21 protein-coding genes are annotated in these 22,133 nt (G+C 71.5%); 7 read left to right on the top strand and 14 right to left on the bottom strand.

The window, feature by feature from the left end; all coding sequences use genetic code 11:
* Positions 1-384: 384 nt before the first annotated feature.
* Complete coding sequence (locus ACFWM2_RS25875) at positions 385-1,410, top strand: phosphatase PAP2 family protein (protein ID WP_383284392.1); 1,026 nt, start codon at positions 385-387, stop codon at positions 1,408-1,410.
* 92 nt (positions 1,411-1,502) lie between these two features.
* On the opposite strand, the gene ACFWM2_RS25870 is transcribed toward ACFWM2_RS25875, so the two are convergent.
* Positions 1,503-1,718, bottom strand: coding sequence for an I78 family peptidase inhibitor (locus ACFWM2_RS25870; protein WP_383284389.1), 216 nt, complete (start codon positions 1,716-1,718; stop codon positions 1,503-1,505).
* 404 nt (positions 1,719-2,122) lie between these two features.
* Between ACFWM2_RS25870 and ctaD the strand changes: the two genes are divergently transcribed.
* Positions 2,123-3,853, top strand: coding sequence for a cytochrome c oxidase subunit I (ctaD, locus tag ACFWM2_RS25865; RefSeq protein ID WP_383284387.1), 1,731 nt, complete (start codon positions 2,123-2,125; stop codon positions 3,851-3,853).
* Here ctaD and ACFWM2_RS25860 read toward each other — a convergent pair.
* From ACFWM2_RS25860 to ACFWM2_RS25840, 5 genes are all read right to left on the bottom strand, one after another.
* The gene (locus tag ACFWM2_RS25860; RefSeq protein WP_383284385.1) at positions 3,762-4,772 is read right to left on the bottom strand and encodes a helix-turn-helix transcriptional regulator; all 1,011 of its coding nucleotides are present in this window, start codon (positions 4,770-4,772) and stop codon (positions 3,762-3,764) included. The genes ctaD and ACFWM2_RS25860 overlap by 92 nt on opposite strands.
* A gap of 114 nt (positions 4,773-4,886) precedes the next feature.
* Positions 4,887-5,738 (bottom strand): hypothetical protein, encoded by an 852-nt coding sequence (locus tag ACFWM2_RS25855; protein ID WP_383284602.1) that lies wholly within the window; start codon positions 5,736-5,738, stop codon positions 4,887-4,889.
* A complete protein-coding gene (locus ACFWM2_RS25850) occupies positions 5,738-7,006 on the bottom strand; it encodes a glycosyltransferase family 4 protein (RefSeq protein ID WP_383284382.1) in 1,269 nt (422 codons plus the stop codon). The genes ACFWM2_RS25855 and ACFWM2_RS25850 overlap by 1 nt, the downstream gene beginning before the upstream one ends.
* A 152-nt stretch (positions 7,007-7,158) precedes the next feature.
* Complete coding sequence (locus tag ACFWM2_RS25845; RefSeq protein WP_383284379.1) at positions 7,159-8,430, bottom strand: ABC transporter substrate-binding protein; 1,272 nt, start codon at positions 8,428-8,430, stop codon at positions 7,159-7,161.
* A 6-nt stretch (positions 8,431-8,436) separates the two neighbouring features.
* Positions 8,437-9,021 carry a hypothetical protein gene (locus tag ACFWM2_RS25840; protein WP_383284377.1) on the bottom strand — a complete coding sequence of 195 codons (585 nt, stop codon included), beginning with the start codon at positions 9,019-9,021 and terminating at the stop codon, positions 8,437-8,439.
* A 121-nt stretch (positions 9,022-9,142) separates the two neighbouring features.
* Between ACFWM2_RS25840 and ACFWM2_RS25835 the strand changes: the two genes are divergently transcribed.
* The 3 genes from ACFWM2_RS25835 to ACFWM2_RS25825 are packed head-to-tail and all read left to right on the top strand — an operon-like array spanning position 9,143 to position 13,364.
* Complete coding sequence (locus tag ACFWM2_RS25835) at positions 9,143-9,625, top strand: hypothetical protein (protein ID WP_383284374.1); 483 nt, start codon at positions 9,143-9,145, stop codon at positions 9,623-9,625.
* On the top strand, positions 9,625-12,636 hold the full coding sequence (locus ACFWM2_RS25830; protein WP_383284371.1) for an ATP-binding cassette domain-containing protein: 3,012 nt from the start codon (positions 9,625-9,627) through the stop codon (positions 12,634-12,636). Before ACFWM2_RS25835 ends, ACFWM2_RS25830 begins: the two co-directional genes overlap by 1 nt.
* Complete coding sequence (locus ACFWM2_RS25825) at positions 12,633-13,364, top strand: ABC transporter ATP-binding protein (protein WP_383284368.1); 732 nt, start codon at positions 12,633-12,635, stop codon at positions 13,362-13,364. Before ACFWM2_RS25830 ends, ACFWM2_RS25825 begins: the two co-directional genes overlap by 4 nt.
* On the opposite strand, the gene ACFWM2_RS25820 is transcribed toward ACFWM2_RS25825, so the two are convergent.
* Both ACFWM2_RS25820 and ACFWM2_RS25815 read right to left on the bottom strand, forming a co-directional pair.
* Positions 13,261-13,929 (bottom strand): transglycosylase family protein, encoded by a 669-nt coding sequence (locus ACFWM2_RS25820; RefSeq protein ID WP_383284365.1) that lies wholly within the window; start codon positions 13,927-13,929, stop codon positions 13,261-13,263. The genes ACFWM2_RS25825 and ACFWM2_RS25820 overlap by 104 nt on opposite strands.
* A gap of 114 nt (positions 13,930-14,043) precedes the next feature.
* The gene (locus tag ACFWM2_RS25815; protein ID WP_383284363.1) at positions 14,044-14,706 is read right to left on the bottom strand and encodes a transglycosylase family protein; all 663 of its coding nucleotides are present in this window, start codon (positions 14,704-14,706) and stop codon (positions 14,044-14,046) included.
* 539 nt (positions 14,707-15,245) lie between these two features.
* Between ACFWM2_RS25815 and ACFWM2_RS25810 the strand changes: the two genes are divergently transcribed.
* Both ACFWM2_RS25810 and ACFWM2_RS25805 read left to right on the top strand, forming a co-directional pair.
* Complete coding sequence (locus ACFWM2_RS25810; protein WP_383284360.1) at positions 15,246-16,016, top strand: hypothetical protein; 771 nt, start codon at positions 15,246-15,248, stop codon at positions 16,014-16,016.
* A gap of 172 nt (positions 16,017-16,188) precedes the next feature.
* Positions 16,189-16,590, top strand: a complete 402-nt coding sequence (locus ACFWM2_RS25805; protein WP_383284358.1) for a hypothetical protein — start codon at positions 16,189-16,191, stop codon at positions 16,588-16,590.
* Positions 16,591-16,641: 51 nt separating this feature from the next.
* Here ACFWM2_RS25805 and der read toward each other — a convergent pair whose 3' ends face one another.
* From der to ACFWM2_RS25775, 6 genes are all read right to left on the bottom strand, one after another.
* On the bottom strand, positions 16,642-18,117 hold the full coding sequence (gene der, locus ACFWM2_RS25800) for a ribosome biogenesis GTPase Der (RefSeq protein ID WP_383284356.1): 1,476 nt from the start codon (positions 18,115-18,117) through the stop codon (positions 16,642-16,644).
* A 62-nt stretch (positions 18,118-18,179) separates the two neighbouring features.
* Positions 18,180-18,926, bottom strand: coding sequence for a lysophospholipid acyltransferase family protein (locus ACFWM2_RS25795; RefSeq protein ID WP_383284353.1), 747 nt, complete (start codon positions 18,924-18,926; stop codon positions 18,180-18,182).
* A complete protein-coding gene (gene cmk, locus ACFWM2_RS25790; protein WP_383284350.1) occupies positions 18,884-19,579 on the bottom strand; it encodes a (d)CMP kinase in 696 nt (231 codons plus the stop codon). Before cmk ends, ACFWM2_RS25795 begins: the two co-directional genes overlap by 43 nt.
* A 499-nt stretch (positions 19,580-20,078) precedes the next feature.
* Entirely contained in the window at positions 20,079-21,164 is a 1,086-nt protein-coding gene (locus tag ACFWM2_RS25785; protein ID WP_383284347.1) for a prephenate dehydrogenase, read from the bottom strand.
* Positions 21,161-21,523: a chorismate mutase gene (aroH, locus tag ACFWM2_RS25780; RefSeq protein WP_383284345.1), complete on the bottom strand. Its 363-nt coding sequence runs from the start codon at positions 21,521-21,523 to the stop codon at positions 21,161-21,163. Before aroH ends, ACFWM2_RS25785 begins: the two co-directional genes overlap by 4 nt.
* Positions 21,524-21,798: 275 nt before the next feature.
* Positions 21,799-22,122, bottom strand: a complete 324-nt coding sequence (locus tag ACFWM2_RS25775; RefSeq protein ID WP_383284342.1) for a hypothetical protein — start codon at positions 22,120-22,122, stop codon at positions 21,799-21,801.
* Between the last annotated feature and the right edge of the window lie 11 nt (positions 22,123-22,133).

The raw sequence follows: 22,133 nt of genomic DNA, 5'->3' as shown, positions 1-22,133 counted from the left end.
GGCTGCGGCCGGGGAGGAGCGGTCTCCCGGCGCACGCAACAAAGGCGAGTGAGCCGTCAGCGTACGCGAGTCCTCCGGCGCTTCACGTGGCGGACCTCTCACGTTTCCCCCAGGGGTGTGTGGCGTGCGCCACATGCTTCCATGATCGACTCCGCCGGGTCCGGTGAGCGCCCGGAGAATTCGGCCCCAGCATTCGGTGAACGAATTCATAAGGGGCAATAAACGACGACTCCAAATGATCAATGGAATTGAAGGCCGACGGCGTCCATGAATAGGCAAACCACAGAAATAAACCTGCCGCTGAGAGCAATCCCACATCACATCGTCATCACAAAGCCAGTGAATCGGGCGGGAACTGAGCTCACTCGCTGTAACGTCGATTGAGTGCGTACCGAACGAAACCTCACCCGTCTGGACCGGGTCTTCGCCCGGCTGGACCGTGAGCCGGAACGACCGGCCAACATCTTTGTGCCCAGGATGAGCCGGCACAGGGTGGTGCTCCTCGTGGCCACCCTGGCCTTCTACCTGGCCATCGTGTGGGCCGTGGCGATCACTTCGTGGCTCGTCCGGTTCGACTGGCAGGTCATGTTCTTCCGGCCCTACCAGCAGTGGCCGGAGATCCACGCGTTCCTGGACTACTACGTGGTGCTCGGCCAGCGCGGCCCCACCGCCGTGATGGTCTGCGCCTGGCTCGGCTGGCGCTCCTGGCGCCAGCACACGCTGCGTCCGCTGCTGACGCTGGGCGCCTCCCTGCTCCTGCTGAACATCACGGTCGGCGCCGCCAAGCTCGGCATGGGCCGCCTCGGCCCGCACTACGCCATCACCATCGGCTCGAACGAGATGGGGCTCGGCGGCGACATATTCCCTTCGGGTCACACCGCCAACGCCGTGGTGACCTGGGGAATCCTGGCCTATCTGGCCTCGACCCCGCGGGCCAGGCGCTGGCTGTCCGCCCTGTCCGCCGTCACGTCGCTCGGCGTCGGCCTCACCACCGTCTACCTCGGTACGCACTGGCTGAGCGATGTGCTCCTGGGCTGGGCCGCGGGTCTGCTGATCCTGCTGGCGCTGCCCTGGTTCGAGCCGCTGATCGCCCGCGCCGAGGCCTGGATCTTCCAGCTGCGCGACGCCGTGCGCAGTAGTCGCGGCCGTACCGTCCCCACTCCGGCCGCCTCGCCGGTCGGTGCGCCGGTCATGGCCACACAGCCCAACTCCCCGGACGGGGAGGCCCCGGCACGCGAGACGGTGGCCGCCGCCCGCTCGTCCCGGGCGCCCGCCTATCTGGCCCCGGGCCCGCACACGACCCGCTCGGAGCGCACCCCGGTCACCCCGGTCGGCAGCCGCCGGCCCCCGCACTCGGACCGCGCGCCACGCGCGGCGGGCACCTCGGCCCGCCCCCTGACCGGCAACTGACCCCCGAACCGCGGGGCCGGTACGCACGCCTCTCCCCGCACCGACGAAGGCCCCCGGATCCTGACGAGCCGGGGGCCTTCGCCGTACGTACGTCAGCCCTTCCAGCAGCGCGTCACCGTGCCGTCGGCCACCTCGAAGTTCAGCCGGCCCACGCGGTACTCCATGGTGATGATCGCGCCCGGCGGGAGCGAACGCACCGTGGACCAGCCGCGCTCCCGGGCGCGGCGCTCGGCGCTGGTGGCCTCCTGCCCGACATAGGTGTCCGGGCTGTCCTCGGGCTCTGCGGGTGGGGTGGGAATGGGTGCCATGCCGGCCACGTTAGGCGGCGGACCGCGGCCGGGGAAGCCCGGACCCGCCACCATGCGTCACGCGTCCCCCTCCGGTCACGCTTCTGTCACAGGATCACGACACGCGTTTCGGCCTAACTCCGTCACACGTACGAGCGGTTCCGCCCGTGTTCCGCACGACTTCGCGACTAATTCCCGGCTAGCTTGACCGCGCCTCGAATTGCCCGGTGGAAAGGGCGACCACCGCCGTACGGCAGCGCCTTTTCCGGCCGAATCCGGGGCTGCTCACGGAAGCTGACGCCGCATAGGAAATACACGGTTCCAGCACAGAACCCCCGCACGCCCTCTGTCGGAGCGCGGGGCGACGCGAGCATCATGGCGTGAGCTGCAGCAGGCCCGGGACGCGACGAGCGAGGGGGCGAGCGATGGGTACGGACACCGCGCAGGCGGCGGCCCGACCGGTACCGCAGAGGCGGCCCGGCCGGCTGATCGTGGACTGGCTGACCACCACCGACCACAAGAAGATCGGGCATCTCTACCTGATCACGTCGTTCGCCTTCTTCCTGATCGGCGGCCTCATGGCGCTGCTGATGCGCGCCGAGCTCGCCCGGCCGGGCCTGCAGCTCATGGACAACAACCAGTTCAACCAGCTGTTCACCATGCACGGCACGATCATGCTGCTGCTCTTCGCGACCCCGACCTTCGCGGGCTTCGCCAACGAGATCATGCCGCTCCAGATCGGCTCCCCGGACGTCGCCTTCCCCCGGCTCAACATGCTGTCGTACTGGCTGTTCCTCTTCGGCGCCCTGATCGTCCTCGGTTCGGTGCTGGTGCCCGAGGGCCCCGCCAACTTCGGCTGGTTCGCCTACGCCCCGCTCAACAGCCTGGAACGCTCACCGGGCATCGGTGCCGACCTGTGGATCATGGGGCTGGCGCTGGCCGGCTTCGGAACGATCCTGGGCGCGGTGAACTTCATTACGACGATCATCGGTATGCGGGCCCCCGGCATGACGATGTTCCGGCTGCCGATCTTCACCTGGAACGTCCTCTTCACGTCGATCCTGGTGCTCTTCGCCTTCCCGGTGCTCGCGGCGGCGCTGCTGTGCCTGGAGGCGGACCGGCGGTTCGGCTCGGTGGTGTTCGAGGCGGCCAACGGCGGGGCGCTGCTGTGGCAGCACCTCTTCTGGTTCTTCGGGCATCCCGAGGTCTACATCATCGCGCTGCCGTTCTTCGGGATCATCACGGAGATCATCCCGGTCTTCAGCCGGAAGCCGATCTTCGGCTATCTGACGCTCGTCGGCGCGACGATGGCGATCACCGGGCTCTCGGTGGTCGTGTGGGCGCACCACATGTTCGCGACCGGCGCGGTGCTGCTGCCGTTCTTCTCCTTCATGTCGTTCCTGATCGCGGTGCCCACGGGCGTGAAGTTCTTCAACTGGACCGGCACCATGCTCAAGGGGTCGCTGTCCTTCGAGACGCCGATGCTGTGGGCGACCGGATTCCTGGTGTCGTTCCTGTTCGGCGGGCTGACCGGCGTGATCCTGGCGTCTCCGCCGCTCGACTTCCATGTCACCGACACCTATTTCGTCGTCGCGCACTTCCACTACGTGGTGTTCGGCACCGTCGTCTTCGCGACCTTCGGCGGCTTCTACTTCTGGTGGCCGAAGTTCACCGGCAAGATGCTCGACGAACGGCTCGGGAAGATCCATTTCTGGACGCTCTTCGTGGGGTTCCACACGACGTTCCTGGTGCAGCACTGGCTGGGCGCCGAGGGCATGCCGCGCCGCTACGCGGACTATCTGGCCGCCGACGGCTTCACGGCGCTCAACACCGTCTCCACGATCGGTGCCTTCCTGCTCGGCATCTCGACGCTGCCGTTCCTCTACAACGTCTGGAAGACGGCCAAGTACGGCACGAAGGTCGACGTCGACGACCCCTGGGGCTTCGGACGGTCCCTCGAGTGGGCGACCTCGTGCCCGCCGCCGCGGCACAACTTCGTCACGCTGCCCCGGATCCGCTCCGAGGCCCCGGCCTTCGATCTGCACCATCCGGAGTTCGCGGCGATCACTCCGCCCCAGACCCGCTCCGGTCAGGAGAAGAGCCCGCAGATCCGCTTCGGTCAAGAGCGCTCGACAGACGATCCCGGGCCGTCCTGATCGCGTCGATGAGCCCGACCGGTTCGAGCACCTCGAACTCGAAGCCCATCAGCATCACGTGAATCACCATCACATCCAGGCTCGCCGCCCCCGTGCGCAGCAGACAGCTCCGCTCGCCCTCCGCCTCCAGCGTGCCGGCGGAGGGCGAGACGCGTTCCGCCGCCTCCTGGACCGGCACCTGCAGCCGGATCACCGCGTGCGTGGCGTACGCGCGCGTGGAGACCCCTTGGGAGACATAGGCGGCCAGATCCTCGGCGGGCGGTGTGCGGGGCGCGAAGCGGGGCCCGTGCGGCGGCCTCGGCGTGATGCGGTCCACCCGGAACGTACGCCAGTCGTCGCGGTCGACGTCCCAGGCGACCAGGTACCAGCGGCGCTCGGAGCACACCAGGCGGTGCGGCTCGGCGGTGCGCCGGGTCGACGAGCCGCCGTGGTCGCGGTACTCGAAGCGCAGCCGCTCGGAGTCCCGGCAGGCATGGGCGAGTTCGGTGAGCACCGAGGGGTCTACGGCGGAGGGCTGAGCGGCGCGCAGCATCGGCACGGTGAAGGCGTTCAGGGCGCTCACGCGACGGCGCAGCCGGTGGGGCAGGACCTGTTCGAGCTTGGCGAGGGCACGTACGGAGGTCTCGCCGATGCCCTCGATGCCCTGCCCGGCGGCCTGGCGCAGCCCGACCGCCACGGCCACCGCCTCGTCGTCGTCCAGGAGCAGCGGCGGCAGCTCGGCCCCCGCGCCGAGCTGATAGCCGCCGCCCGTGCCCCGGCTGGCGTTGACCGGATAGCCGAGCTCACGCAGCCGGTCCACGTCCCGGCGGACGGTCCTGGGGGTGACGCCGAGCCGGTCCGCCAGGTCGATGCCCGACCATTCGCGGTGGGCCTGCAGCAGTGACAGCAGACGCAGCAGCCGTGCCGATGTCTCCAACATGAGGCCGAGTCTGCCAGCACTCGTGCGGACAGAAACTGTCCGCAAAAGCGCTGGCGGAATGACTTCGCGGGGCTGGAGTGCCGGAACTGCCCGTCGGCGACATCAGGGAGCTCTTCAGGCCGTTGCGGTGGCCGGCTCCTCGGGTCTCTCGGCGACCGCGACGGACAGGTCGTTGTCCCGCGTGTAGTACGGCCAGGCCGCCACCGGGCCGTACTCCGTCTCCAGGTCGACCTTCGGGTAGGTGAAGATCGGCTTCTTGTCGGCGATGTCGTCGAGCAGCCGCGCGATCCGCACCCGCGGCCCGGACTCCCCCGCCGGCCGCAGCCAGACGTCCCAGATGCCAGGCGCCAGCGTCCCGTACCGGACCGTGAAGGCGAACTCGGCCTGTTCGGCGGTCACTTCGGTCCGCACCATGGGCCGGCCCGCGTGCCGGCCCCGCAGCTCGACGTGCGCGTCGGGGCCGAGTCCGGTGCCGTACACCCGGCCCCGCACTCCCAGCTCGGCCTCTTCTATACGCAGTTCACCGGCTTCGGCATGCGGGGCGCGCAGCCAGCTGCGGACGCTCAGATTGCCGTTCTTGGTCGCGTACGGGATGCGTACGGCGACATGGCCGCGGGAGCCGCTCGGCATCCGGTCGACGAGGGAGCGCAGGTCGTTGAGGCCGGGCACCAGGCGCTGCGGGTCGCCGCCGGCGACCTGGGCGTAGGCGTCCCAGCGGCCCTCGGGCAGGGCGACGCTGCTGGGCAGCGCGGCGCGCAGCCGTCCGTCCGCGGCCGGGGACAGCGGCAGGCTGACCTCCTCGTGGCCCTCGCGGCGGCGCAGCACCAGGAGCGCGTCCCCCGGCTCCCCCGTCTCCGTGATGTCGAAGGTGAGGCCGCCCGCGGAGTCGGCGATGCAGTCGGCACGCGGCGGCATGGCGGTGTCCTCGTCGGAGTGCTGGTGCGTGGTCTGCGGAGCCAGCGTCATCACGCGGTGCGCTCCTTCTTCTGTGCCGTACGACCGGCATCCCGAACGGCATACGCGCCGCCGAGCAGGGCTCCGCGGGTGCGGTGCAGCGACCCGCGCATCCGGCCGCCGAAGGTCGAGCTGCCGCGGGTGGCGAGACCGGAGAACATCGACTCGTAGCGCTCGGCGATCCTGGCCGGGTCGAAGCGGGCCGAGTCCCTGAGCGCGGCGTCGGCCATCTGCAGCCGCAGCGCGTCGTTGTTGATCAGCTCCAGCAGGCCCTGGGCGATGGCGTCGGCATTGCCGACCTCGACGAGCCGGCCGTCGACACCGTTGTCGATGATCTCGCCCGGGCCGTGCGGGCAGTCCGTGGACACCACGGGCAGGCCGCAGCGCATGGCCTCGACGATCGTCATGCCGAAGGACTCCAGGCTGGAGGTCACGGCGGCGATGGAGCCCTTGGCCCACTCCGGTTCGATGGGGTTGGCCGGGCCCATCAGATAGACGTGGTTGTAGAGGCCGAGCTCGTCGATGAGCGCCCGCAGCTTGTCCTTCTGCCTGCCACCGCCGTAGATCCGCAGGCGCCAGTCGGGCCGCTGGGCGCGCACCCGGTCGAAGGCCTTGATCAGCAGGTCGTAGCGCTTCACGGGGGCGAGCCGCCCGGCCGCGACGACCCACTTGCCGGAGCCGTCCGCGGGCTCGATGCCGGGCGCGGGCACGGGGTTGGGCACGGCCTGCACCCGGACGCCGGGCAGTCGCATCCTGTCGCGGTACGCGCGGGCGTCGGCCTCGGTGGTCGTGGTGAGCGCGTCGAGGCGTGGGTAGGCGCCGCGCAGCGCCCTGCGCAGGCCCGGGGAGTGGCTGTCGAGCGTGAGGTGCTCCTGGCCGACGCGGAGCGGGCCGCGCCGGGTCTGCCGGGCCAGATGGACGTTCAGCCCGGGCCGGGTGCCGACCACGACGTCGGCGTCGACCGCCGCGAGATGCTCGGCGATGCGCCGGTCGGTGAGGGCGTTGTACTGCCCGTAGCGGCCCTCGGCGCGCGGGAAGACCCGCGCCGGACGGCGGTAGTCGGGGTCCCCGCCCTCGTAGCCGGGCGTGTTGTCGCGGATGTCGACGAGATGGCGCAGCCGGACGCGCTGGTCGGGCGCGAAGACCGGCTCGTCGCGGTGCCGGAAGACCGACACGATCTCGACGTCGTGCTGCTGGGCCAGGGTGTTGGCGAGGTTGTACGTGGTCCGAATCGTCCCCCCGATTCCGTACGCGTTGTGTATCAAGAAAGAAATATGCATGCGTCCCCGAATCCCCTGTTTCCCCGTCTCGTCCGCCTAGCGCATGGTTAGACCGACGACTCCCGGCATGGGTTGGGCACCATCACCATCTTGTTCCCCAAAGGTTGCGCTATCGGTAGGCGACTTCGGGAACTTTTCGGGCGCCACCCGCATCAGAGGCTGTAGGACAGCTGCGGCACCTCGAAGCAGGTGCTGTTCATGTCGCCCTGGCCGACCCAGCCCGCACCGTCCTTCCAGCGGGCCACCGACACGCACGTCCTGCGGGTCCTCGGGGGCTGTTCCAGGTGCTCGTAGGTGACGGGAAGCAGCAGTCCGTCGGCCGTGTACGGGGTGCCCTTGTCCAGGAAACCGTCGACACACGCGCGCGTGACGCCCGTCGGCGCACAGGCCCGTGCCGCGTCCGCGAACCACATGGCGGCCGCCCAGCCCTCCAGCTGCCACTGGGAGTGCGTCTTGAGGCTCTTGGTGGCCTCGCGGAACGTGCGTACGGCCGGGTGGCCGGCGTCCTCGTAGTTGCGGCTGGAGCCGGTCGCCCACAGCGCGTTGCGGCAGCGCGGCGAGTCCTTGTAGTCCTCTGGGACGGTGGACGTCCAGTTCTGCACGTTGGTGACCTTGGCGGTGACCTCGGCGCCGACCTCGTCCATCGCCTTGCACAACTGGGCGTTGCCGTGGGTGTCGAGAGCGTCGAAGACCAGGTCCGCGCCCTGCTCCTTCAGGTCGGCCGCCGCGGCACGGAAGTTGGGCAGCGCGAAGTCGACCTGCTCGGTGACGACCCGGTAGCCCTCGGCCTTCAGGCCCTGGGCGACGAGTCGGGCGTAGGCGGCCGAAGCGGACTGGTTGTAGGAGACGACCGCGGCCGTACGGGCACCCTGTTCGCGCTTGAAGTAGCGGTAGACCTCGGTACCGCCGTACAGCTTCCCGTCCCAGCCCGGCTTGCCGGTCCGGGGCGCGAGGCTGCCGTAGATCCCGTAGAGGTGCGGATAAGTGTCGTACGCGGGTCCGATCGGCTGGCCGCCGATGTCGGGCACCCGCGCGTGGGACACGCGGGCGGCGCCGGCGTAGTCGAGGGCGGTGGTGGCGACGAGCGCGACGACCTTGTCCTCGTCGATGAGCCGGTGCACGCACTCGTTGTTGCCGACGCCACTGCCGCCGTCGTCGCAGGTGCGCACCTCGACCGTGCGCCCCGCGATGCCCCCGTCGGCGTTGAGCCGGTCGAAGTAGGCCTTCGCGCCGTCGCGCGGCCCGGTGAACGCGGAGCCCCCGACCGGACTGGTGACGCTGGTGATGATGCCCACCCGGACCGGGGCGGCCTGCCGGCCGGTGGGCGTCGGCCGGTTCTCGAAGTCGCTCTCCGGGAGGCGGCTGCCGCAGGCCGTGCCCACCAGGAGCAGCAGACCCGCGGCGAGGGCTCCCTTACGGTGCACGGCCGGTCAGCAGCCCGGCCCGGGGGACGCGTTGCCGCTCAGCTGGACCAACGCGCAGAGCGTCTTGACGGACACCTTCCAGGTGCCGTCCTGCTCGACGGAAGTCCCGGACGCCCCCGGCAGGGCCGTCGCGCCCTTGAGGGTCAGGGAGTACGTGACGTCGGCCCCGGTGGGCGACGTGAACTCGACCTTCTCGACCTTCGCCTTGACCTCCTCGCCCCGCTTGTCGCCGTTGAAGCTCTGCAGGACCTCGGTCATCTTGTCGCCGTTCTCCAGGACGGCCCGCTTGTCCTTCGCGGAGACGGCCGGGTCGAAGAACTTCTCCCAGTTCCGCGTGATCTCCTGCTCGGCCGCCGCGGGATCGGAGGGAGCCGTGGGGCTCGCCTCGGCACTGCTCGGCTTCTCCACCGGAGGTGTGGGCGGCGCCGAGCTCCCGCCACCGCTGTCGTCGCTGCATCCCGTGAGGGCCGGTCCGAGGACGAGCGCGGCGACGGCGGCGACCACCGCCACCCGCCGTGGCCTGCCGGTCCGCTCTCCGGGGCCGCGCCCCCGCCTGCTCTTGCCCTGCCTGAGGTCGCTCCCGAGAACCATCTGGCTCACCACCGGGTGTCGGACCGGGCCAGGTGCTCCCGGTGCTTTCAGGGTCAGCTTGCAGAAGGCATAGTGCAAGCCATTGGCCGACATGGACAGACACACGACGTGGGAGCCCCGGATGCGGACTGCTCGACTGCGGACTGTGCACCCCGTCATCTGGGCCGGGTGGGCCGCGCTCGCCACCGGAGCGGTGTTGTGCGTCATCGGCTGGTACGGCATCTCCGGCGAGCGGTACGCGGAACGGCAGTTGCCGTATCTGGCGTCCTGCACGGTGCCCGGAGCGGCGCTGATCATCGCGGCCGCTGTGCTGCTCACCCACGGCAGGAGCGCCCTTGCCGCGGCGCGCGTGGAGGAGCTGTTCGGCCTGCTGGTGGCGGCCGAACCCGCCGATCTGGACGAGTCCGGGCAGGCGACTCACGCGCCCGTCGCCGCGAGCGACGAGCTGCTGATGGTGCCGGGCGGGACGCTCTGGCACCGAGCGGACTGCCCCCTGGTCGCCGGGAAGGCCGAGGCGGTGCCGGCGGACGCGGCGGTCCTGGCACGCGGCGACCTCGGTCCGTGCCCGATCTGCGAACCGTCCCCGGCCGCCCGGGGAGACTGATGGCGTCCCTGACGTACGACCTCGCACTCGCCGGGCTCTCGGTCGGCAGTGCGGCCGCGCTCACCGGGATCGGGCTGATCGTCACGCACCGGGCGACCGGTGTGCTCAACTTCGCGCACGGTGCGATCGCGATGGTGTGCGCGTATCTGCTGCGCCAGTTCACGGTCGAGTGGCACTGGCCGCTCCCCCTTGCCGCGGCCGTCGTCCTGCTCGTCGTCGCCCCGGGCACCGGGCTGGTCCTGGAGCGCTTCGTGTTCCGCCCCCTTTCCGTGCTGGGCGGCGAACCGGCACAGACGCTCGTCGCGTCCATCGGCGTCTTCGTCCTGCTCGTCGGCGGGGCCGCTCTGGTCTGGGGCAACGGGGCGCGCGCGGACGCGCCGACGCTCGTGTCGGCGGATCCGTGGGGGCAGCTGGCGGTGGCTCTGCTGCTGGCGGCGGGCGTCGGGGCGGTCACGCGCTGGACCCGGTTCGGCAGGGAGCTGCGGGCCGTCGTCGACGACCGCTCGCTCGCGGTGCTCGGGGGCATCGACGCGGACCGGGTGGCCGCGTTCGGCTGGGCCTTCGGGTCGTTCACCGCGGGCCTGACGGGCGTGCTCCTCGCGCCGTACGTGCGCCTCGACCCGTACGGCATGCCGCTCCTCGTCATGGAGGTGATGGCGGTGGCGGTGGCCGCCCGGATGCGCAGTCTGCCGGTCGCCGTCCTGGTGGCCCTGGGCATCGGGGTGGCGCAGAGCCAGCTGACCCGGCTGCACCCGTCGGGCTGGGCCGAGCCGCTGCTCCAGGCCGTGGGCGCGAACCTCTTCGTGGTCGCGCTGCTCGTCGCCGCGCTCGTCCTCCCCGGCATCGGCACCCGCGACGCCCTCCCCCGTGCCGCCGCGCCCCGGGTGACGCTGCCCGCCGGCGCCCGGACCGTGGCGGTGGTCCTCTTCCTTCTCCCTCTCGGCTTCGCGGGCTCTGACCTGCATACGTCGGTCCAGGTCCCGGCGCTCGCGGTGGTGCTGCTGTCCCTGGTCGTCGTGACGGGCCGCGGCGGCCAGCTCTCGCTGGGGCAGGCGGCGTACGCCGGTCTGGGCGCCCTGTTCACGGCGCTGCTGGCGGCGGGCCGCTTCCCGGGCCTGCCGGAGCTGCCCGAACTCGCGGCCCTGGCGGTCGCCGTGCTCCTGGTGGCCCCGCTGGGTCTGCTGACCGGCTGGCCCGCGATCAGCCGGCACGGGCTCGCCCTCGCGCTGGCGACCTTCGCGGTGGGGGTCGGCGTGAGTCGCTTCGTCTTCGCCCAGCCGTACGCGACGTCGGGGCTGTCGCTCGGCCGCCCGGCCGGCTTCGAGGGCGACCGGGCGTACTACGTCCTCGAACTCGTCCTCCTGGCCGGGGCGTTGCTGACGGTGACCGCGCTGCGCCGGGGCCGCACCGGCCGGGCCCTGGCGGCCATGCGCGACCACGAGTCGGGGGCGTCGGCGGCGGGGGTGCCCGTCCCGGCGCTGAAACTGGCGGCCTTCGTGGCCGGTGCCGCGCTGGCGGCCCTGGGCGGCGGCCTGCTGGGCATGGGCCTGCGCGCCTTCGACCCCGGCGCCTTCGACCCGGTCCGCGGCCTCCTCTGGTTCGCCGCGGTCGTCGTCCTCGGCGCGGACAGCGTGCTGGGGGCGCTGCTCGCGGCGGCGCTGCTGGTGGGGCTCGACGCGGGGGCGCGGGGCGGGGTGGCGGCCGCGTTGATCGGGTTCCTCGCGGTCTTCGTCGGACGTTTCCCCGCCGGCCCGTACGAGGCACTGCGCACGGCGGCATCCCGCCTGCGCCGTGAGCCGGTCCTCACCCCGCTGGGGGTCCGGGTGCGCGAACGACTGCGGAACGCCGACGCGACGGCGCCCCGGGTCCGGCCCGCTCCGACGGGCGCGACGGCACTGGCGGGCGCGTGGACGGGCACGGCGGGTGCCTCGGGTGCTCCGGGGACTCCGGGGACTCCGGGCACGGCGGGCACGGCGGGGACCCCGGGGACTCCGGGCACGGCGGGGACCCCGGGAACTCCGCGTAATCCGGGCACGGCGGGTATGGCCGGCACAGCGGGGACTGCGGCCACGGCGGGTACTCCGGCTACGATCCGCGTCTCGCGCCAGGACGCCTTGCCGCGTTCGCCGGCGGAACGGCCCGCGCCGCCACGGGACGCGAACCCTTCGTCCCCGCCGCCCGGCACCCCTGACGCCACGCCCACAACTCCCCATCCGTACAGGCGAGTCACCGTGCCACCGAGCCCCGCCGCCCGGCCCGGGCGGTCGGCGTCCGAACGCGACATGCGCGTCCCTGTTGCACCGGGATCGGCCCAGGACGCCCTCGCCCCGCTCCTGCGCGCCCGGCACCTGCACGTGGCCTACGGCGGGTTCACGGCGCTCGACGGGGTCGACCTGGATGTGCGTGCCGGGCGGATCACGGCGGTCGTGGGCCCCAACGGAGCAGGCAAGAGCACCCTGTTCCACTGCCTCGCCGGAACGCTGCGCCCCACGCGCGGACGAATCCTCCTGGGCGAGCGCGACATCACGAGGCCGGCCGCCCACGCGCGGACCCGGCTCGGCATCGCGCGTACGTTTCAGCAGCTCGCCGTTTTCCCGTCGTTGACGGTGGCCGAGAACGTCCGGGTCGGCGCGGAGCAGGGCCGGATCGTCGATCCGGCCGCCGTGGAACGGGCGTTGCGGCTGCTCGGGCTCGACGGTCCGGTGCGGTCCCGGCCGGCGGCGGGGCTGCCGACCGGGACCCTGCGCCGCGTCGAGCTGGCCCGCGCGCTCGCGGGAAGTCCGCGCGTGCTGCTGCTGGACGAGCCGGCCGCCGGACTCGACAGCACCGAAGTGGCCGCCCTCAGCCGGGTGTTGCGGGCCCTCGCTGCCGACGGCATGGCCCTGCTCGTCGTCGAGCACGACCTCGACCTGGTCGCGGACCTGGCCCACACGGTGCACGTCATGGCGGCGGGACGCATCGTCACGTCGGGGCCCGCCGGCCGGGTACTGGACGCGGCGGGTGAGGCATGAGCATCGCCCTGCGCCACGCGCGCGTGCGCTACGGCCCCCTGGAGGCGCTGCACGGCGTGTCCCTCGTCGCGCCCGGCCCCGGCCTCACCGTGCTGCTCGGCCGCAACGGCTCCGGCCGTACGACCGCGCTGCGCGCCCTGGCCGGCTCCGTCCCCCTGTCCGGCGGCGCCGTCGTCTGGGACGGCACCGATGTGACCCGCCTGCCGGCGTACGAGCGGGCCCGTCGCGGCCTGTGCCTGGTTCCGGAACGGCAGGCCGTCTTCGGCTCCCTGACCGTGCGCGAGAACCTCGAACTGGCCGCAGCGGGGCGGACAACTGCCGGAGCCTTCGAGGCGGCGCTCGACGCCTACCCCGCCCTGGCACCCCTGCTGCCCCGTCGCGCCGGCACCCTCTCCGGCGGCGAGCAGCGCATGCTCGCGCTCTCCCGCGTCCTCCTGGCACGCGCGCGCGTGGTGCTCGTCGACGAACCCGCGCAGGGCATGTCACCGGCGGTCGCGGCACGGACGTACGAGCTGCTGAGCGGACTCGACGCGTGCGTGGTCGTCGCGGAACAGCGCCTGCCGCCCGGACTGCGCGCCACGGCGACGACGTACGTCCATGAACTGCGCCGCGGGACGGTCGTGTTCAGCGGAGAGGCGGCAGAGGTACGGACGACGGCCCGGGCGTCCGGGGTGCGCCGAAGCGGGCACGGTCCATCGCCGGGGCGCGGCCGGAATCCTTCGGGATGAGCAGCATCGTGCCAATGTTCAACCGGTCCGGACGGCTCCCGATCATCTGCCGGTTGGCCCGGTAGAGGGCCTGCCAGCCGCCCTTCACCGCGTACCTGCGGGCGATCGACGACAGCGTCTCGCCGGCCTTCACCACATGCACCCGGCCCGAGAGTGCGTACCGCTTGGAACAGTCGGGCCACGCCTCCCACCCCTGGGCGGCCAGGACGTTCTCGGCGACCTTGATCTGCTCCTCGCGCGTGGCCAGATCGGCACGCGGGGCGTACGCGAGCCCCCCGAACTCCTTCCAGGTGGGCTGCCAGAACTGCAGTCCCCCGTAGAAGCCGTTGCCTGTGTTCGCGTTCCAGCGGCCGCTGCTCTCGCACTCGGCGAGACAGCCCCAGGGCCACTGGTCCGTTGCACAGTCGTACGGCACCCGCACCGTCTGTGGGTCCGGAAGCGGCGGCGGTGGCACGGCCGTTGCCCGCGAGGGGACGAGGGCGGCGAGGGTGGCGGCAAGCACCGCCGCGTACCGGACACGCCGGAGCGGCAGGAGACACGACGCGAGGGACGGGACGGGGTACATCGGCCCACGCTAAGCAGCATGCGCTCCGCGGCCCGCGAGCCGCGCCCGGGGCGGACGGGGCCCCACCCGGTCGGACGACCGGGTGGGACCCCGTGCCGGAGCACGGTGAACGGCTCAGACGGCGAGCCGCAGTCCGGGCACGATCAGATCGGGATCGCCGCCGATGACGGCCTTGTTGGCGGCGTAGATGTTCCGCCAGGTGGTCCCGTGGCGCGCCGCGATACCGCTCAGGGTGTCGCCGTCGCGGACGGTGTAGTTTCCGCGTGCCGAACCGCGGTTCGTGTGGCCTGTCGGCCGTGCCGGCGCCTTCGACGGCTTCGCGGTCTTCGACGGGGCCGACTTGGGCGTCGACTTGGTGGTGGCCGTCCCTCCGGCCGACCCGGCGCCCGAGGATGCGGGCGCGCTTCCGGACGCTCCGGCGCGCGCCGAGCAGGTGGGCCATGCGCCCCACCCCTGCGCGCGCTGGACCTTGGCGGCGACGGCGATCTGCGCGGACCTGGACGCCTTGTCGGCGGTCGACGCATAGGCCGAACCGCCGTACGCGCGCCAGGTGCCGGCGGAGAACTGGAGCCCTCCGTAGTAGCCGTTGCCGGTGTTGATGTGCCAGTTTCCACCGCTCTCGCACTGGGCGATGCGGTCCCACACTCCGTTGTCGGCCGCGGCGGCGTTGCCGGTCGCGGCGAGCAGTCCGAGCGGGGCGAGCATGGCCGCCCCGGCGAGAACCACCGTCGTACGAGTCGTACGAGCCTTACGAGTGTTCTCGGCACATTCGGTCATTTAGTTCCCTCTCGAAGGACCCGGGATCCCCCAAGGCGGGGCACGGCTCCCGTCGCACAGAACGCGGGCGCCGCACTCCTCCCCGTCCGCCGGACGTGGTGCTGCAAGCTGGCTGTGGTGCGGTCGGCGGACGTACCCGAGCGGTGCTAGTTGCACACGGCGGAGGAATCTAGAGAGCGTGTCCACCCGGTATCAACCACATCCTTGTCATTCCAGGCCAGTTGCCTGTTACCGGGGGTATCGTCGAGATCAGGCCACCCACTTCATTGGGTGATTTCCGGATTTGTCGACCTGTCGGCCTGGTGATCTGTGACCCACCTCACCGCCTCAACTTCCTTGGAAATCCGAGTAGTTGGCGTGGAGTGACGGATTCCGGGTGCTGTCTCACCCTGTGCTTCGGATGGTTCGATTCCGTTCGCTCTCGGGCGTGACTCCGGCCACAGATCGTCCGTTGTCTTCTTCATGAGCCGGGGACCCCCCGCGTTCATGGGCCGGGAGCCACCCGGCATCGCCACGCACCGCATCCCGAGGAGCCACCCGTGCCGCGCATGCTCGACGTCAGCGACGACGTACGCGCCGAGATCGGCGACGAAGAAGCCGACCGGCTGCTCGCCGGAGACAACGCCCCCGGCAGTTACGACTGCACGTCCTGCCGCACCCCGGGCGACTCGGAACAGGAGCGCACCAGCACCGTCCTGTTCATCGGCGACGAGACCGCCGTCCTCGCCTTCGCCCACGCCGGCTGTCTGCCCTCCCAGGTCGTCCAGGTCACCGAGGAGCAGCTCCAGGGCGCCGTCCGCTCCATCACCGCCGACGGCCCCGCCCCGGCCGCGCCCGAGCAGGCCGTGCTCGGTGTCACCAGCGGACTCGTGCTGATCAACGGAGAGCTGCACCCGGCGCTCGTCGTCGAGCCGACCGGGCCTATCGTGCGGCCGGGCACGACCGGCGTCGGCGACGACTTCCTGCCGCTGCTCATCGAGCAGGGCTTCATGCCGGTGACCCAGCTGACCGAGCCGCCCTCCGTGCTGCACGGCTGGTCCGTGCTGCTGGCGATGGGCCAGCTGCACGCCGTGCTGCAGCCGGGCACCGGCGGCGGTTCACCGGTCGCCTGGTGGCAGGCGCACCAGCCGCTCCAGGTCACCGAGAGCTGGCGGGCGGCGGCCAACAAGCACCAGCAGGTCCTGCTCTTCGCGGCGCCGGCCGGCTCCATCGGCCGCCAGCCCCGCGAGGACCTGCTGCGCGACGCCCTCGACAAGGCGGCCGCCAACGGCAAGCTCGTCGCGAGCGCCATGCCGCTGGCCGGCACCTGACCCGGCCCCACCAGGCGCCCGGAGCAACGGCTCCGGGCGCCTGCCCACGTCGTGCCCGCCCCGTTCGCACCGTCGCGCTCCGGCTCCCTCATGCGCCGAGCACACTCCTGCTGACCTGCGAAATCCACGGCCCGGGCCGCATCCGTTGGGCGGCAGGGTCGTTGGCACATACGTGCACACCTACGACGCCCCCCGCCGCCAGCCCTTCCAGCCGATCCCGTCCGCGCGACCGGCCCAGGACCCCCCGGGCGGCTCCTCCGCCACGCCTATCTACGACGCGCTCTACGCCGAGTGGGTCAGATCCTTCAGGGCGCTGCCCGGCGACCGGCGCGGGGAGGACGAGGCGGACTTCGCGGCCTTCGGGAGCCTGCCGCACGGTTCCCGCGGGTACGGCTCGTCGTACGGCGGGTACAGCTCGTACAGCGCGGGGGCGTCCTCGGCGCGCAACGGCGGCATGCAGCACGGGCACACCGCCACGGCCACCGCCATCTGGCAGGCGGGGAGCCGGCAGCACAGCACCGGTATGCACCACATCCCGGCCGCGCTGCCTCCGGCGCCCCGGCGCGGGCTCTGAGACACGGGAAAGGGGCGGCTCCTCGCGGAGCCGCCCCTTTCCCGTGTCCCGTTACTTCTTCTTGTTGCCGCGCTTCTCGCGCACGCGCACAGAGATGTGGATCGGCGTCCCCTCGAAGCCGAACTGCTCGCGCAGCCGTCGCTCGATGAAGCGGCGGTAGCCGTGCTCGATGAAGCCGGAGGCGAAGAGCACGAACCGCGGGGGCTTGGTGCCCGCCTGCGTACCGAAGAGGATGCGGGGCTGCTTGCCGCCGCGGATCGGGTGCGGGTGGGCTGCGACCAGCTCACCGAGGAAGGCGTTCAGCCTGCCGGTCGGTACGCGGGTCTCCCAGCCGTCCAGAGCGGCCTCGATCGCCGGGACGAGCTTCTCCATGTGCCGGCCGGTGCGCGCCGACACGTTCACCCGGGGCGCCCAGGCCACCTGGAGGAGCTCGGTCTCGATCTCGCGCTCCAGGTAGTAGCGACGCTCCTCGTCGAGGGAGTCCCACTTGTTGAAGGCGAGGACGATCGCACGGCCGGCGTCGACGGCCATCGTGACGATGCGCTGGTCCTGGACCGAGATGCTCTCGGACGCGTCGATCAGGATGACGGCGACCTCGGCCTTCTCGACGGCGGCCGCGGTGCGCAGCGAGGCGTAGTAGTCGGCGCCCTGCTGGAGGTGGACACGCTTGCGGATGCCGGCCGTGTCGACGAACTTCCAGGTGATACCGCCGAGTTCGATGAGCTCGTCGACCGGGTCGCGGGTGGTGCCCGCGACCTCGTTGACGACCACGCGGTCCTCGTTGGCCACCTTGTTCAGCAGCGAGGACTTGCCGACGTTCGGGCGGCCGATGAGGGCGATGCGGCGGGGGCCGCCCACCGCGGTGCCGAAGGTCTGCGCCGGGGCCTCGGGCAGGGCCTCCAGGACGGCGTCCAGCATGTCGCCGGTGCCGCGGCCGTGCAGCGCGGAGACGGGGTGCGGCTCGCCGAGGCCAAGGGCCCAGAGATACGAGGCGTCGGCCTCGCCGCTCAGTCCGTCGACCTTGTTGGCGCACAGCACGACCGGCTTGCCGGCCTTGCGCAGCAGTCGTACGACGGCCTCGTCGGTGTCGGTCGCGCCCACCTTGGCGTCGACGACGAAGACGACCGCGTCGGCGGCCTCGATCGCGTACTCGGCCTGGGCGGCGACGGAGGCGTCGATGCCGAGGACGTCCTGCTCCCAGCCTCCGGTGTCGACGAGCTTGAAGCGGCGGCCCGCCCACTCGGCCTCGTAGGTGACGCGGTCGCGGGTGACGCCCGGCTTGTCCTCGACGACGGCCTCGCGGCGGCCGATGATGCGGTTCACCAGGGTCGACTTGCCGACATTGGGCCGGCCGACAACGGCGAGGACGGGCAGCGGACCATGGCCCGCCTCCCCGATCGCGCCCTCGACGTCCTCGACGTCGAAGCCTTCTTCCGCGGCGAGCTCCATGAACTCCGCGTACTCGGCATCGCCAAGTGCCCCGTGCTCGTGCTCAGCCGAGCCGTCGGGCTGGATGTGGTCGTTCATGAAGTCCGTACCTCGTCGTTCATCGTGGTGATCGGTGGGCCATCCGCATATCGGGTGATCCACTACTCAAGTGTCGCCCAGTGCTCGGCGGGGCGCCCGGCGTCTTCCCGGCGTCCGGTCAGACGCCTGGCGTTCTCCAGGTGCGCCGTGAGCTGCTTCTGGATGCGCACGGTCGCCTCGTCCAGCGCCTTGCGCGTACGTCGTCCACTGCCGTCGCCCGCCTCGAACGGGTCGCCGAAGACGACGTCGACCCGGCTGCGCAGCGGAGGCAGCCCCTTTATCAACCGACTGCTCTTCTCGGAGCTTCCCAGCACCGCCACCGGGACGATGGGGGCGTCACCGCGTACGGCGAAGTACGCGAGCCCGGCGCGCAGCGACGCGAAGTCGCCCTCGCCCCGGGTGCCCTCCGGGAAGATGCCGAGGGCCCCGCCGTTCTGCAGGACCCCGAGGGCCCGGGTGATGGCCGTGCGGTCGGTGGTGTCACGGTCCACCTTCAGCTGCCCGATGGCGAGCAGGAAGGGGTCGAGCGGACCGATGAACGCTTCCTTCTTGATCAGGAAGTGCGTCGGCCGGGGCGCCACGCCCATGACCATCGGGCCGTCGATGTTGTGCGAGTGGTTGACGGCGAAGATCACCGGACCGGTCGCGGGGACCTTCCAGGCGCCCAGGACGCGCGGCTTCCAGAAGCCGTACATCAGACCGACGCCGATGCGGCGGCCGACGTCGGCACCCCGGACGGACGGCGCCTGCACGGAGGGGGCTTCGCTCACTTCGCGGCCCGCTTCTCCTCGACGAGGGTGACGACGCACTCGATGACCTGCTGGAGCGTGAGGTCGGAGGTGTCCACCTCGACCGCGTCGTCCGCCTTGGCGAGCGGAGAGGTCTTGCGGCTGGAGTCCGCCGCGTCCCGCTTGATCAGGGCCTCGCGGGTGGCGTTGACGTCGGCGCCCTTCAGCTCACCGCTGCGGCGGGCGGCCCGCGCCTCCGGGGAGGCGGTGAGGAAGATCTTCAGGTCGGCGTCGGGCAGCACGGTCGTACCGATGTCACGGCCCTCCACCACGATGCCCCGCTCCGCCGACGCGGCGATCGAGCGCTGCAGGTCGGTGATCAGGGCCCGGACCTCGGGCACCGCGCTGACCGCGCTCACCTTGGAGGTGACCTCCTGGGTACGGATCGGGCCCGCGACATCGGTCCCGTCGACGGTGATCGCCGGCGCGGACGGCTCGGTGCCGGAGATGATCTCCGGCTTCCCGGCCACGGCCGCGATCGCCGAGGGGTCCGTGATGTCGATCCCGTTGCTCACCATCCACCAGGTGATCGCCCGGTACTGGGCACCGGTGTCCAGGTAGCTGAGCCCCAGCTGCGCGGCCACGGCCTTCGACGTGCTCGACTTGCCCGTGCCGGAGGGGCCGTCGATGGCGACAATCACTGCCGGGGCGGTCCGGGCGGCGCCGTTTTCCACGGTGAGGACACCTTCCTGGTGCGAGCTGGAGGTCTGTACGGGGCACGAGCGCGCCCCGCACAAGGTTACTGGGTACGTCGAGCCGCCCAGTACCGGCAAATGTCAGCGGGCAGTACCGACAGATCTCAGCAGCCCGGCCCCACCGGCGCTACAAGCCGCCTGAAGCCACCCACAGCCTCCGAACCAGCCCGTCCGGCGCCTCGATTCAGCCCCTCTGGCGCCTCGATTCAGCCCCTCCGACGTTTGAAGGAGCGGGGGTCCAGGGGGCAGAGCCCCCGGCGGGGGTCCCGGGCGGAGCCCCAGGAAGGGACGGGGCAGGAGCGGAGGGGGCGACCACACCCCTCAGCGGCACCACCGCGGGCCACCACGGGCCACCACGGGCCACCGCGGGCCACCGCAGGCGAACCCGGACCGCCACGGGCCCTCGCGGACTGCCACGGACCCCCACCAGGGTCCGGAGCATCGCGGACCCGCCCCCGGTGGGGCTACCTCCGTGGGGCTACTGCCGCAACGCCCAACCCCGCTCCCGCAGCGCAGCCCCAAGTACCGGCGCCGCCTTCGGCTCCACCATCAGCTGCACCAGACCGGCCTGCTGCCCGGTGGCGTGCTCGATGCGTACGTCCTCGATGTTCACCCCGGCCATCCCGGCGTCCGCGAAGATACGGGCGAGCTGGCCCGGCTGGTCGTCGATGAGGACGGCCACGACCTCGTAGGAACGCGGAGCGGAGCCGTGCTTGCCCGGCACGCGGACCTGGCCCGCGTTGCCCCGGCGCAGGACGTCCTCGACGCCGGTGGCGCCCTCACGCCGCTTGGACTCGTCCGAGGACTGCAGCGCACGCAGGGACTGAACGGTCTCGTCGAGGTCGGCGGAGACGTCCGCGAGGAGGTCGGCCACCGGGCCCGGGTTCGCGGACAGGATGTCGATCCACATCCGGGGGTCGGAGGCCGCGATCCGGGTCACATCGCGGATGCCCTGCCCGCAGAGCCGTACCGCCGCCTCCTCCGCGTTCTCCAGTCGCGCGGCGACCATGCTGGACACCAGATGCGGCATGTGAGACACGAGGGCGACGGCCCGGTCGTGGGCGTCCGCGTCCATGACGACCGGCACGGCACGGCAGTGGGACACCAGCTCCAGGGCGAGGTTCAGCACCTCGGTGTCCGTGTCCCGGTCGGGCGTCAGGACCCAGGGGCGTCCCTCGAAGAGATCGCCGCTGGCGGCCAGCGGGCCGGACTTCTCACGGCCCGACATGGGGTGCGAACCGATGTACGAGGAGAGGTCGAGCCCGAGCGCCTCCAGCTCGCGGCGCGGACCGCCCTTGACGCTGGCCACGTCCAGGTAGCCGCGCGCCACCCCGCGGCCCATCGCGTCGGCGAGCGTGGCCGCCACGTGCGCGGGCGGGGCGGCCACGATGGCGAGGTCGACGGGCCCCTCGGGTGCCTCGTCCGTGCCGGCGCCCAGCGCGGCCGCCGTACGGGCCTGCTCGGGGTCGTGGTCGGCGAGGTGGACGATGACGCCGCGTCCCCTCAGCGCCAGCGCCGCCGACGTGCCGATCAGCCCGGTCCCGATGACGAGTGCGCTTCTCACTGGGCGATGTCCTTGCGCAGTGCGCCGGCGGCGCCCAGGTAGACATGCGCGACGTCGGCCCGGGGCTTGTCGGACTCGATGTGCGCGAGGATCCGGACGACCCGGGGCATCGCGCCCTCGATGTCCAGCTCCTGCGCGCAGATCAGCGGTACGTCGACGATGCCGAGCTTGCGGGCCGCCGCCGCCGGGAAGTCGCTGTGCAGATCGGGCGTCGCGGTGAACCAGATGCTGATCAGGTCGTCCGTGGTGAGACCGTTGCGCTCAAGGACGGCCGTCAGCAGCTCGCTGACCTGTTCGTCCATGTGCCCGGCCTCGTCCCGTTCCAGTTGGACGGCGCCCCGGACCGCTCGTACCGCCACGGTGATGCTCCTCGCTGATCTGCGTACACGTCTTGTCACACCAGCGTAGTCAGCCCGCAATGGGCCGGTGGGGGGGGGGCACCCCACGAAAAAAAACACACCCCCCCACCCACCCCCCCAACCCCCCCGAACAAACGCAGGAAAAGGGGGGCGAACGCCAGGTGGCGTCCACCGCCGTTGCCGTCATCTACTGCCGTCAGCCGCAAAACGGCCCCTGTAGGTGTCACCTACAGGGGCCGCCTCTTTACGCTTGGATGCGCAGCGAATCGGAGGCCTTAAATCGGCTCGCCCGCTACTCCACTAAATCCGACGAGGCCGTTCCTCTTCGCCATGTCAAGGATCTCAGGGAGATAATCTAGTTGACGGACGGAAAGGGTCAGGAGGACGTACTTGCCCGCGTCATCCGGTTCCTCTTCCAGGTCGAACCGAGACGGCTCAAGAACGTCTTCCACATCTGGCCATCTAGTCAGCAACTCCTCGCGGAACCGCAATACATCAGGGCTCACAACAAGGTCGCTGGTGTCACCCTCAGCAAGGTTATCGAAGATTTCCTCAGGATCCCCAACACTGCGCTTCCAGAAGCCGAAGTCGCTACTCACTGGCCATCCTC

Origin of the sequence: Streptomyces sp. NPDC058371 (genome assembly GCF_042723265.1) — a bacterium.
Lineage (GTDB): Bacteria > Actinomycetota > Actinomycetes > Streptomycetales > Streptomycetaceae > Streptomyces.
The sequence above is the reverse complement of the archived record's forward strand: the minus strand, read 5'-3'. Positions and strand labels throughout refer to the sequence as shown.

Bases quoted from the DNA above. Each gene is read 5' to 3' on its own strand.
- ACFWM2_RS25870 (WP_383284389.1), bottom strand. From the start codon at position 1,718: ATGGCACCCATTCCCACCCCACCCGCAGAGCCCGAGGACAGCCCGGAC.
- ctaD (WP_383284387.1), top strand. From the start codon at position 2,123: ATGGGTACGGACACCGCGCAGGCGGCGGCCCGACCGGTACCGCAGAGG.
- ACFWM2_RS25860 (WP_383284385.1), bottom strand. From the start codon at position 4,772: ATGTTGGAGACATCGGCACGGCTGCTGCGTCTGCTGTCACTGCTGCAG.
- ACFWM2_RS25855 (WP_383284602.1), bottom strand. From the start codon at position 5,738: ATGACGCTGGCTCCGCAGACCACGCACCAGCACTCCGACGAGGACACC.
- ACFWM2_RS25850 (WP_383284382.1), bottom strand. From the start codon at position 7,006: ATGCATATTTCTTTCTTGATACACAACGCGTACGGAATCGGGGGGACG.
- ACFWM2_RS25840 (WP_383284377.1), bottom strand. From the start codon at position 9,021: ATGGTTCTCGGGAGCGACCTCAGGCAGGGCAAGAGCAGGCGGGGGCGC.
- ACFWM2_RS25835 (WP_383284374.1), top strand. From the start codon at position 9,143: ATGCGGACTGCTCGACTGCGGACTGTGCACCCCGTCATCTGGGCCGGG.
- ACFWM2_RS25830 (WP_383284371.1), top strand. From the start codon at position 9,625: ATGGCGTCCCTGACGTACGACCTCGCACTCGCCGGGCTCTCGGTCGGC.
- ACFWM2_RS25825 (WP_383284368.1), top strand. From the start codon at position 12,633: ATGAGCATCGCCCTGCGCCACGCGCGCGTGCGCTACGGCCCCCTGGAG.
- ACFWM2_RS25820 (WP_383284365.1), bottom strand. From the start codon at position 13,929: ATGTACCCCGTCCCGTCCCTCGCGTCGTGTCTCCTGCCGCTCCGGCGT.
- ACFWM2_RS25815 (WP_383284363.1), bottom strand. From the start codon at position 14,706: ATGACCGAATGTGCCGAGAACACTCGTAAGGCTCGTACGACTCGTACG.
- der (WP_383284356.1), bottom strand. From the start codon at position 18,117: ATGAACGACCACATCCAGCCCGACGGCTCGGCTGAGCACGAGCACGGG.